This window comes from Euhalothece natronophila Z-M001 (genome assembly GCF_007904085.1).
Lineage (GTDB): Bacteria > Cyanobacteriota > Cyanobacteriia > Cyanobacteriales > Rubidibacteraceae > Halothece > Halothece natronophila.
In genome coordinates, this window is record NZ_CP042326.1 from 2,712,235 (window position 1) to 2,724,714 (window position 12,480).

8 protein-coding genes are annotated in these 12,480 nt (G+C 39.1%); 4 read left to right on the forward strand and 4 right to left on the reverse strand.

Annotated features, from left to right (window positions below; all coding sequences use genetic code 11):
* Window positions 1–2: 2 nt before the first annotated feature.
* Complete coding sequence (locus tag FRE64_RS13370) at window positions 3–3,095, reverse strand: efflux RND transporter permease subunit (RefSeq protein WP_146296686.1); 3,093 nt, start codon at window positions 3,093–3,095, stop codon at window positions 3–5.
* Window positions 3,096–3,100: 5 nt separating this feature from the next.
* Complete coding sequence (locus FRE64_RS13375; protein WP_146296687.1) at window positions 3,101–4,429, reverse strand: efflux RND transporter periplasmic adaptor subunit; 1,329 nt, start codon at window positions 4,427–4,429, stop codon at window positions 3,101–3,103.
* Window positions 4,430–4,601: 172 nt separating this feature from the next.
* Here FRE64_RS13375 and FRE64_RS13380 point away from each other — a divergent pair, with 172 nt between their 5' ends.
* The 4 genes from FRE64_RS13380 to FRE64_RS13395 all read left to right on the forward strand — a co-directional run bounded on the left by FRE64_RS13380 (window position 4,602) and on the right by FRE64_RS13395 (window position 11,449).
* The gene (locus FRE64_RS13380; RefSeq protein ID WP_146296688.1) at window positions 4,602–5,213 is read left to right on the forward strand and encodes a TetR/AcrR family transcriptional regulator; all 612 of its coding nucleotides are present in this window, start codon (window positions 4,602–4,604) and stop codon (window positions 5,211–5,213) included.
* 126 nt (window positions 5,214–5,339) lie between these two features.
* On the forward strand, window positions 5,340–6,077 hold the full coding sequence (locus tag FRE64_RS13385; RefSeq protein WP_146296689.1) for a hypothetical protein: 738 nt from the start codon (window positions 5,340–5,342) through the stop codon (window positions 6,075–6,077).
* Between the two features lie 73 nt (window positions 6,078–6,150).
* Complete coding sequence (locus FRE64_RS13390; RefSeq protein ID WP_146296690.1) at window positions 6,151–8,997, forward strand: CheR family methyltransferase; 2,847 nt, start codon at window positions 6,151–6,153, stop codon at window positions 8,995–8,997.
* Window positions 8,998–9,091: 94 nt separating this feature from the next.
* A complete protein-coding gene (locus FRE64_RS13395; protein WP_146296691.1) occupies window positions 9,092–11,449 on the forward strand; it encodes a diguanylate cyclase domain-containing protein in 2,358 nt (785 codons plus the stop codon).
* Here FRE64_RS13395 and FRE64_RS13400 read toward each other — a convergent pair.
* A complete protein-coding gene (locus tag FRE64_RS13400) occupies window positions 11,446–11,916 on the reverse strand; it encodes a rhodanese-like domain-containing protein (protein WP_146296692.1) in 471 nt (156 codons plus the stop codon). The two genes, FRE64_RS13395 and FRE64_RS13400, sit on opposite strands and share 4 nt — an antisense overlap.
* Before the next feature lie 29 nt (window positions 11,917–11,945).
* Window positions 11,946–12,467, reverse strand: coding sequence for a DUF3122 domain-containing protein (locus FRE64_RS13405; protein WP_246140321.1), 522 nt, complete (start codon window positions 12,465–12,467; stop codon window positions 11,946–11,948).
* Window positions 12,468–12,480: the final 13 nt, after the last annotated feature.

Here is a 12,480-nt window from a genome sequence, read left to right on the forward strand (position 1 = left end):
TTTTAAGCGTTTTTAATCCTGTGAGATAGTCTTCGCGGTAGGCGGTGCATTACGATTAAATACATGGCAGGGACAACATAAAGTGCTAGTAAGGATGATCCTAAAATTCCTCCTGCGATCGCGATGGATAGGGGTCGCCAAAAGGGGTCGCCTTCCAGCAATAAAGGCACAAAGCCCATCATGGTTGTGACGGTTGTGGTTACAACGTGCCGTGTGGATCTAATAACGACGTTTTGAATAGCTTTTGGATCACCGCGTTTCGCTTGCTGATCTTCATTCATCGCTGATAACACAACAATGGAATCATTAATCGCTACCCCGACTAAGCCCATGATTCCCACAATTGCCATAAAGCCTAAGATAGAGTTAAATAACCATAGGGAGAATAGTGCCATTCCGATCGCGCCTACAGCAACTAACCCCATAATTCCTGCTTGACGGAAAGAATTTAACGACAGCACTAAAGCAGTAATCATCACAATTACCAGTAGCGGAACATACAACAACAAATCTCCCACCGCCTGATCCCGTTCTTCTTGTTCTCCTCCCCAGTCGTAGGAATAACCGGGAGGCAATTCAAAATTATTTTCTGCGAGTGCAGTTTGAAAATTCTCTAATACGGTTGCTGGAAGGACACCTGCTTGAATAAATCCTTGTATCACATTGACCCGTTGCTGATTACGTCGGGCAATTTGAGACAGTTGGGGAGTTAAATTAAATTCCCCCAGAGCCGAGAATGGACGGAATGGCGACTCACCTTCCCCTTCTGGCGTTAAGTCTAGAGAAGCAATTTCACTGAGATCCGCTCTTTCGGTGTTGCTAAGTCGCACTCTTACTGGCAGTTCCTCTGTTGCTTCTAAAATTGATCCCCCAATACTTCCTTCTAAATAGGCTTCTAATTGTTGCGCGATCGCGCGATTACTTAATCCAGCTTGTCTGGCTTGTTCTTCATCTACAGCAAATCCAATTTGGGGACGAGCTTCACTTAAATCATCCCGAGCATAGGTAACATGAGGGAGTTGGGTTAAAATTTGTCTCGCTTCATTGCCAAGACGGTGTAATTCTTCTAAATTTGGCCCATAAATTCGCATTTCTACGGGGGCATCAAAGGGTGGCCCCTGTCCTAATTGTTGCACTAAAAAACGAGCATTGGGAAACGCGCGATCCAGTTCTGTTTGTAAGGTTTGGACTAATATGGGTAACTCTGCTGTATCCTTTAGTTGTACCATTCCCTCAGCATAGTGGGATTGGTTTTCTCTCATCCCCGTAATGTTGTAATAAAACTTGGGGCCAGTTCTGCCAATAAACCAATTCACCTCCTCCACTTGGGGATGTTGTAAGATCAGGTCTCGGGCGCGGGCGGCTTGAGCCTGAGTTTGCGCGATCGCGCCATCAGGGGAAAACTCCACTTCAATATGTAACTGATCCCGTTCCACATCAGGGAAAAATTGCCGATCTAAATTTCCCAAGATGCTAAAGCCCATCAACGGAATAATAAAAACAAGGGCAACAATGAGTAACGGTTTTCGCGTTGCTTGTTGCAAACTCCAGCGATAAGATCGTCCCAACTGAGGAAAGGAAATCCCATTATTCCACCACCTTCTAGGCTGATTCGGGTTGAGACGACTTAAAAATCTCCCTGTCAGAGCAGCAATAACGGTTAAAGACAGAGCAAGAGAGGAAACTAAAGCGAGAATTACAGTAATCGCAATTGATCCCACAAATTCACCTGCTGCACCTGGGAGAAGCGCGATCGGTAAAAAGGTCATTACTGTCGTAATCGTAGAAGCTAACAATGGTACTTTGAGGTAATTAACCGTTTTACTCACTGCTTTAAATGGCGTTTCCCCGTCTTCCAACTCTGATTGAATATCATTAACCACAACAATCGCGTTATCAATTAATAATCCCAAAGCAATAATCAGCCCTGTTACTGAAATTTGATGTACTGCAATTCCCATCACGGTCATGCCCCCTAAAACCCCACATACAGTTAACGGGAGAGCCATTCCCACAATGAGCGAAGAACCCCAGCCCATCGCAACAAAGACCATGGCAATCACTAATAGGGCAGCAAAAAGAAGATTGGCAATGAGACTGTTAATTCTATCGGCAACATAAGTGCTTTGGTCGAAAATTACCTCTAAACTGATTCTGCTTGGAAGCGTGCCTCGGAAGGACTCAAGTTCTTGATGAATAATGGGCGTAAATTCATCAATACGTTGTCCCGGCTTCATTAATACCCCAAGCGCGATCGCGGATTGACCGTTGGTATAACTTAATTCTGTTGGGGGTTCTTGAACTCCTCGCTCTACCCTTGCAATATCTCCCAGACGAGTAAACTCTCCTTGAGGGGTATTTTGGATGGGAATCTGACGAATTTGGTCTAGGGTACTGAGTTCTGTATCAACTTCTAGAGATAAATCCCGTTGCTCGCCCCGTAATTGCCCTGCAGATACTTTCGCATCACTTGCCTCGATTTGATCCGCTAATTCTTGAGTGGATAATCCCACTGCTACTAATTCTGGCGCATCAATTTCCACTAAAATTTCTTCTGCTGGTGCGCCAAAAATCTCTACTTCCTCCGTATCGGGAAGACTACGCAGTTGTACCGCCAACTCTTTGGCATAACGATAGAGAATACCATAATTCGGGTTTTCTCCTTGCCATTGCAAACTAGGAATTAAAGTATAAGCACGAACATTAAATTCTTCTAGTTCTGGTTGACCTGCTCCTTCAGGAAAATCTATACTAGCTTTATCAATGCGATCGCGAAGGTCTGACCAAATCGGAGCAGCATTAAAGACATCATCGGATAACGTAACTGAAACACTAGAAAAGCCCACCCGAGAACTAGACTCAATGGTTTCCACTTCTTCAATCTCGGAAATCTCTCCTTCTAAAACTTCCGTCACTAGGGCTTCCACTCGCTCGGCACTAGCCCCCGGAAACACCGTTTTCACCACAGCATTACGAGCAATTAAAGTGGGATCTTCTTGCCGCGGTAACGCCTGAAACGAGGCAATCCCTAAGGCGAGGATTAAAAAGATGGTGAGAATTAAGAGGCGGGTATTGCGATAAAAGTAGCGGATCATGGTTATTAATTATTTGCTAATTCCACAGGTTGGCCAGGCGCAAGGCGATGCGTTCCCTCAGATACAATTTGCGCCTCAGGGTCTAAAGTTCCTCTCACAAAGGCGCGATCTTCTTCTTGATGGATAATTTCTACCGCTTCCTGTTGCACTTTCCATCCCTCTGTATCTTCATCAGGAACGACAACATAAGCTGTCCATAATCCCCGAATGCCCTGAGTCAGTGCTGACATCGGGAGCCAATATCCTGCACTTTCTATGGTTTGGGTAAGATCTAAGCGTACAGTTTCCCCGGGACTGGTGGTAAGAAGCGCATCGGAGTCTAGTTGAAAGATAACTTCTTGGGTGCGAGTTTCTCCACTCACTTCTGGTAAGGTTGATTTAACTGTCCCCTGATAGGTCTCAGAGCCAATTCTAAGGGGATAATCACTTCCCACTTCTAGTTGTTGGGCAACCTGAGAGGGAACTCCAATTCTGGCTTCTGGCGCGGTATTTTCCATTAATTGGATTACAGGTTCTCCTGTTTGAACCACAGTTCCTTCATCTAAGGCTCGCCCCGAAACAATCCCTGCAAAGGGGGCAGTCAAAACACTTTGGTTAAGATTGACTTCAATATCTTCTAGGTTGGCTTCGATTTCGTGCACGGTGGCTTGTTGGGCGGCAATCTCTTCTTGACGAGTTCCACTGCTTAGCTCTTGTAATTGGCTTTCTGCTTCTTCTAAACGGGCTTCTAAGGCTTGCTCTTGACTGGCGACTTCATCCAGTTGTTCGGCAGAAATCGCTCCTTCTGAGTAAAGAAACTCGCGGCGCGATCGCTGATTTTGCGCTAATTTCAGTTCTTCTTCAACATTACGGACTCTGGCTCTAGCGGCGGCAATCTCTTCTTGACGGGGGCCGGTTTCCAGTTGCTCTAGTTGGGCTAACGCACCACGACGTTGGGCTTCGAGTTGTCGTTTTTGGGCTTCTAAGTTCTGAGTGTCTAATCGGGCTATGGGATCACCTGCGGAAACGCGATCGCCTTCTTCTACTAAAATCTCAGTCACTTTACCACCGCGTTCTAACCCTAAATCACTTCTGCGTTGGGAGCGAATTTCTCCCGTATAGCGACGACTCACCTCATAAGACGATTCAGGGGTTACTGTAATTGTTTCCACAGGCAACGCATTAATCTCTTCAACGGTTTCCTCTCTAGGAGGGCTTGGTAGTAAACGAGGAATAATCATCGCACTACCACCGATTAATAAGATTATTCCTCCTAACCACAATAATCGTTTTTTTCTGCCAGTGCGACTGCTATTTTTTTCTTCATCAAAGGCAATTTCTTGATCTTTGACCATGTTTGATTCCTTCCCGTAACGTACCGTATGGTACAATGGCAAACATAGCGATTAACAATGTTGCTATTATTCTCTAATCCTTATCGTACCGTACAGTATGGTATTGTCAACCAGTAAGAAAAAAACAATTGTTAAGGTATCCTGAAATACACAGATCAGCTAGGAGTATTCAATGGGAGTATCCACAGCATACTCAGAACAGAAGAAAAAAGAAATTCTAACAGTGGCAACAGATTTATTTATTGAGCGTGGCTATGATGGGGTGAGTATTGATGCCATCGTGAAAGAAGTTGGAGGGTCAAAAAGTAATATTTACAATTACTTTGGGGGGAAAGAGGGATTATTTCGAGCCATTGTCGAAGATGTGAGTGAGCAAATTTTATCTCCTCTCAAACAAGCAGAAGTAGAAAATTTACCCTTAAAAGAGGGCTTAACTGCCATTGGGAAACAGGCAATGTCTATTATTTTATCCGATCGCGCGATCGGGCTTTTAAGAATTGTCATTGCTCAAAGTCGAAAGTTCCCTGAAGTGGCACAGTTATTTTTTCAAGTGGGGCCAAAAACTCGTTGTAAGTTATTAGTAGAATATATTGAGCAACAACAAGCGCAAGGAAAAATCAAACCCTGTGATAGTTATCAGGCAGCTACTCAATTTATTGGGATGTTTTTAGGCTTTCATCAATTACAAAGAGTTCTCGGTATTACGTCTAACCCCACTGAAGAAGAAATTAATGCCATTGTTGAAGATGCAGTTAAAACCTTTATGGTCAGGTATTCCCAATGACTCATATAGGAGAACAGAAAAAATCCAGAGACTTAAACTATCAAGTAAATATTTAATGATTATATAGCAATATTAGTTAATTAGCAGTAATAATAAAAATATTACATCTAAAAAGGGGAGGCTTCTATGCTAGAACTTGGTTTAATTTTAGCGGTGGGGTTAGCTCTCATTCATGCCTTCCTGTCTAAGTTTAACATTGAGGCAATTATCCCTGAATACCGCTGGCTTTCTTTTGCTGGCGGTGTTTCTATTAGTTATGTATTTCTAGAAATTTTTCCTGAACTGAGTCATGCTCAAGAAACACTGGAAAATGTAGCAATTCCACTGGTAGCTTATTTAGAAAATCACGTTTATATTTTAGCTCTATTAGGACTTATTATTTTTTATGGTTTAGATGTTTTCGTCCTTAATCATGCTAAAAGTTTCGCTAGTAGTAATTCCCCAAAAAAATCTACCTTTTCAGCGATATTTTGGTTACATATTGGCGGTTTTGCTTTACTAAATGTTATTTTTGGTTATTTGCTTCAAGATTTAGCTGAACATAGCTTAATTGAGTGTATTTTATTTTTTATTGCAGTCGGGCTACACTTTTTTATTATTGATTATGGGTTAAGAGAACATCACGAAAAAGTTTATGATCAAAAAGGGCGCTGGCTTTTGACAGGGTCAATTTTAGTTGGCGCAATACTTGGTCAAGCAAGAGTTATTAATGAAGCTGGCATTTTAATGGTTTGGTCTTTTTTAGCGGGAAGTTTAATTTTAAATGTCTTAAAGCGTGAACTACCTGAGGAAAAGAAAACTTGCTTTTGGTCTTTTTGTACTGGTGCTATTGTTTTCGCTACCTTATTTCTCAGTGCCACTTAAGCCTGAAACAATGAAATCATCTCATTAAAAAAATCATGTTATTCTCATTGTAAAATGGTCATTGATTTTTTAAATGATAGATCAAACTCAACAATATCACCCCTTTCCCATTGTGGGCGTTGCTGTTTCCCCAAGAGATACAGAAACAATACAGCAATTTTTCTCGGAAGTTTCGCCAACCAGTAATATTGCTTATCTCGTGCTTAGGACTACAGCTTCTCAAGAAGAACGTTTAAGTGCAGAAACATTACAGAGCTATACTTCTGTTCCTGTTTGCGTGGCAGTAGATGATGAAGTAATCCTTCCCAACTATATTTATATCATTCCCTCGCAGACAAATGTTCACATTCTTAATGGGAAAATACAACTCCAGCCCAACAGCGAAGACACAATTCTATCTCCCATTGATAGTTGCTTCCATTCTTTAGCTCAGCATCAGGGCAACAAAGCAGCCGCCGTTATTCTATCAGCAATGGGGAGTGATGGAACAACAGGCATTAAAGCAATTAAGTTTCAAGATGGCTTAGTGCTGGTGCAACTAGAAGAAACCGCTTCTTATCAACAAATGCCTCAAAATGCAGTTTTAACAGGGGCTACTGATGCAACACTACCTCCTAGCCAAATTCCTAGGACAATTGAACAATACTTTCAGCATCAAAATATTAGCTCTCAAGATACCGAATTAGTAGAAACATCTCAAGAGTGGTTAGAAAGAATTTTCACCCTGCTAAGATCGCGCATTGGTCACGACTTTACCGCTTATAAACGCAATACACTCATCCGTCGGATTACACGGCGGATGAACCTGCGACAAATTGAAACCTATGAAGACTATACTAATTTTTTACAAAAGAATCCAGAGGAAGTCAAAGCCTTATTTCGAGAATGTTTAATTGGTGTTACTAGCTTCTTCCGCAATCCGCCTGCATTTAATATTCTAAAACAACAATTCCTTCCACCACTTTTAAATTCTTTATCAGAGGGAGACACATTCCGTGCTTGGATTCCTGCTTGTTACACGGGAGAAGAAGTCTATTCTTTAGCCATAATTCTCCAAGAAATTATTGATAGCATGAATAAAGACATTAAACTTCAATTATTTGGAACAGATATTGATCAACGAGCAATTGAAAAAGCACGACAAGGAATTTTTCCTCTCAGTATTCAAGCTGAAGTTACCCCCAAATATTTAGAACGCTTTTTCGAGCGAGATAACCAATTTTATTATATCAATCAAATAATTCGTAACTCCATCGTCTTTTCAATTCAAAATATCCTCAAAGATCCCCCTTTTTCTCGCCTGCACTTTTTAAGCTGTCGAAATTTATTAATTTATTTAGAGCCAGAAACGCAAAAGAAAATAATACCACTCTTTCACTATACCCTCAATCCTTCTGGAATTTTAATGTTGGGATCTTCTGAAAGTATTGGCAGTTTTCAAGATTTATTTTCTCCCTTAGATCATCGCTGGAAAATTTTTAAGCGTCGCCATATTAAAGAATATCCACGTCAAGTCATTAACTTTCCTACTGGTTCTCAATTAAATTTAAGTGTTACCAAAACATCTACTAGTGATTCTTGCCCTAAGGATCAAGAAACTAATCTGGAAACACTTATTAAGAGAAAACTGCTTAACGAATTTTGTCCCACAGCAATTTTAATTGAAACTAATGGTGATATTATTCATATTCAAGGGAGAACTGGAAAATTCCTAGAAATTGTTAGTGGCTATCCAACAAATAATATTATTAATTTAGCGCGAAAAGGATTAAAGTTTGAATTATTTTCTGCTATTCAAGCAGCTATTTCCTCAGAGAAATCAGTAACTCGACAACAAATTCCTGTTAATTCTAATGGAAACACTGAATTAGTTAAATTACAAGTTGAACCTTTAGATTCTCCTCCACCTTTAGCAGGTCGTTTATTAGTAATTTTGAATGTCATTGAAAGTCATTCTACAAGTAATGAGCAAGAAAATATTCCCCAAGATATTGCTTTACAACAGAAAGATAATCGTATTGCACAATTAGAAAAAGAATTACAAGATACGCGAGAAAGTCATCAAACCACTATTGAAGAGCTAGAATCCTCTAATGAAGAACTACAAGCTACTAATGAAGAGCTAGAATCCTCTAATGAAGAACTACAAGCTACTAATGAAGAACTAGAATCCTCTAAAGAAGAATTACAATCACTAAATGAAGAATTACAAACCCTCAATCAAGAGTTACAAAGTACTATTAATGAGTTATCAGTTACGCAAAATGATCTAAGGAATTTGCTTAATATCACGGAAGTTGCTACTATTATTGTGGATCACCAAATGCGGGTAAAACGTTTTACCCCAGAAGTAACAAATATTATGCCCCTCATCCCTACAGATATTGGTCGTCCTATTCATGATGTCACGACTAATCTTAATGATGATGGGATGGTACAAGATATTTTAGAAGTTTTGCAAACATTAACCCCTAAAACCAAATTAGTTGAAACCAGAGAGGGGGGATGGTACCGCATGGAGATTACCCCTTATCGTAAAGACAACTATCAAATTGAAGGAACAGTAGTGAACTTTATTAATATTAATGAGTTAAAGCAAAAAGAAGAAGCCTTAAAACAAGCACAGTTACTTCAGCAAAGCCTTCTTGATACCTATACCCAACCTGCAATTTTACTCACTAACCAGTTGGAGATTATTAATATTAACCTAGCCCTACAAAACCAACTAACTATTGAACAGGTGGAAGAGAAGATTATCAAACCACTGGAAATACGACTTCAAAATAATGAGCCTTTCGAGGAAACTATCTCATTTTCTCTTGATAATGAGAGGCCCTATCGCTATCTAGTCCGTTGCTCTATTATTCCCGACCAAGAGACTAGGATTAAATATTGTTTATTATTCTTAACTAATTTGTAACATTTTGTTGAGTAAAGTGACATTAATATGTTTAGTGTCAGTTATATGAACAACATTCGATATAATTTCTAATTTACAGAAATAAAGGAATATTATGGATGACTATTTCGAGCAACTCCGAGAAAAAGCAGAACTTCGTCTCAATCAAAGAGATGATTTAGAGGCTTTATCAGATCCTAACTTATATGAAGTAGGCGTTTATCAAACAGAACTACAAATTCAGCATGAAGAGTTACAAAGAGCTTATAGTGAATTAAGTGAATTATACGAGCAATATTGGTCTCTCTATGAATTTGCTCCTTGTGGGTATGTTACGCTCACCGAAAAAGGGATGATTGCTCGAATTAATTATCAGGGGAGAGCTTTACTAGGGGATATACCCGCTCCTATCACTAATTTTAGCTTTTCTCGCTTTATCCTCAATAAGCATCAACCTTTCTTTTTTACCGCGCTGCAACAAGCCAAACAAACTGGGGAAAAACAAAATTTAGAGCTACAGTTGATTCCGTTAAATAATAGGGAGTTATTATGGGTTCATCTTGATATCAAAGCTACTTTTGATGATGAGGGAAAAGTTATTAGTTATGAGATGACTCTTACTGATGTCACTACCGATAAGGAAGCAGACCTTGTCCGCGAAAAAGCCAAACGCTTACAACTAATTACGGATTCGATTCAGGGTAGTATTGCGTATGTTGATGCCAGTGAGCGGTATCAATTTATGAATCAAACCCATCAACAGTGGCTAGGAGTGACAGAGGAAGAAGTTTTAGGCAAAACAGTTGTTGAGGTAATTGGACACGAGTTGTATAGTCAGTTTGATGGTTTAATTGAGCAAGTTTTGCAAGGAGAAACTGTTAAGTGTGAGGCTCAGTTTCCTTATCAAAATCGACAATTAAGGGATGTTTTTATTGTTTTAGTCCCTGATTTTGGTAGTACAGAAAAGGTAGAAGGCTATTATGCTTTGATGACAGATATTACAGACTCAAAGCATATCACCAGACAATTACAGGAACAAGAAGCCTTTCTACGGAGTATTTATGATGGGGTGCAACAAGCAATTTTTGTAGTGGATGTTTCGGAAGAAGGGAAATTTTATTGGGCAGATTGTAATTGTGTTAGTGAAAGGTTAATGGGAGTCTCTAGAAGTGAGGCGCAAGGACAACCTTTAGAACTAAATTTATCTAGAGAATTAGCTCTTCAACTTCGTGAACGCTACGAACTTTGTTTAGCTTCAGGGGACAGTTTAACTTATGAAGAATGTATTAGGGTGAATGGGGAAAAAACTTGTTGGTTATTGACGCTAACTCCCTTAAAAGATGAAAATGACCGTGTTTATCGAATTATCGGAGCAGGAGTTAACATTGATGATCGCAAAGAGTTAGAAACAACCCTAAAAGAACAAGCAGAACGAGAGCGTTTAGTTAATATGATTACTTATGCGGTTCGTCAAAGTTTAGAATTGCATGAAGTAGTAGAAGAAACAGTTACCAAACTTTTAGAGGCTTTTGGGGTTGATGAAGTGGTTTTAGCACTTTATGAACAAGATGAAGATGACTCTCCTTTAGTGCGAGTGGCGACACAAGAAGTTAGTTATTGGTCAGAAAAAATTTGCGAATATTCACAAGCACAGCAAATTTTTCAACAAGAGGAAGTAGTAGTAATTAATGACTCAGCTTTTAATGATACTGTCTGTTTTAGAGCAGAAAATGCCAAGTCTATGCTATTAGGAGGAATTTATTATAATCAACAATTACAAGGGATAATTTCTTTGCAATATCAAGACTCTAGCTGTGATTGGAGTGAAGCAGAAAAGAGTTTATTAAAACAAGTAGCCGATCAAATCGCGATCGCGCTTAAGCAAGCCCAACTTTATAAACAACTAAATCAAGAATTAACCGAACGAACTCAGTTACAAAGCCAATTAAGCTACCAGGCTCATCATGATCGCTTAACTGGTTTACCTAATCGTTACTTATTAGTAGAACGTTTACATGAAATTATTAAGCTCCGTGACTCAAAAGCAACTGATATACCATTTGCAGTTTTATTTTTAGACTTAAATGGTTTTAAGGAGGTTAATGATAATTTTGGTCATAACATTGGAGATCAATTATTAATTAATGTCACGCAACGATTTAAAAACTGTTTACGGGAAGATGACATGATTGCTCGTTTTGGGGGAGATGAGTTTGTTATTTTACTAGAAAAATTACCTGAGAAAGAAGCTGCTATCCAAGTTGCTAATCGGCTTCATCAAGTGTTAGAAAATCCAATTAGAATTAACCATATTGAAGTAAAAATTAGAACTAGTATTGGCATTGTCTATGATGATGGTCAATATAGTAATTCTGATCCCATTTTGCGAGATGCTGATATTGCGATGTATCAATCAAAAAATCAAGGCGTTGACTATATTGTTTTCGATCAAAAAGAGACATCAGATAGTTAATTGAGTGACTTTCCAGCAGCTTTCCAACCTTCAACACTGCCAGGATATCCCATCACATTATCATAGCCGAGAAGACGCAACGCTTCTAAGCCAATGGCAGTGCGATACCCAACTGAACAATATAGAATAACAGGTCGATCTTTGGCAATTTGATCTTGCTTTTTCACTAAGTCTCGTAGGGGAATATTAATCGCATTGAGGATATGCCCGCTTATATATTCTAAAGGTTGACGAACATCAATCAGTTGAGCATTTTCTTCTTCCACTAATCTTTCAATTTCATCAGCTTGTTTTACCCCATAATATCCTCTGGGAATATTAGTGAGAAATTCATCAACAACTTCTTCTATTTCTTCTGAATAAACATTAGCACTGAATGCACTATTAGAATAACTTGGAATCAGATAACTTGCTCCTCCGATCCAAATAAAAAAGCTAAGACAAATGGTTAGTAATGTTTTCCACATTTGATTCCTCCTTAATTTTTAATCTAAGATTAGCGTTTTTGAGCAACTTCTTTCCATTCTTGAATAGATAAAGGAGAAACTGGCATTTCCAGATTCTTTCCGTCTGTAATGGGTACAGAAAAAACAACTGCTAAGGTATTAGGTAGCTGAGAAATAATTTCTTCAAAATTGTATTGACCTATGTTACCAACAGGAGATTTATCAACAAACACTTTTTCGGAAATATCTTTAGCATAAAACGTTTCTCCTGTAGGCATCTTAACAGTTAAAGGTTGGGAGTGATCAATTTCGGTTCTACCTGGAAAACCAGCAAGGCGAATCGTAAATGGTTCTTTTCCTTCTGATGTAATTCGCTGAAACGCGATCGCTTGCCAAGTGCGATTATAACTATCAAATAGTTTCTGTCGCGATTGATAAAGCACTTGATTTTCCCCTTCTTGTATTGTCCGAATTTCGGCATAAGCAGAATTTGTAGGAATACTAATGAATCCTAAAATTAAGAAAACTATCGTTAGTCCCAATATGATTTTACGGAATGTTTTATTAATCATATTCACCTCCTTA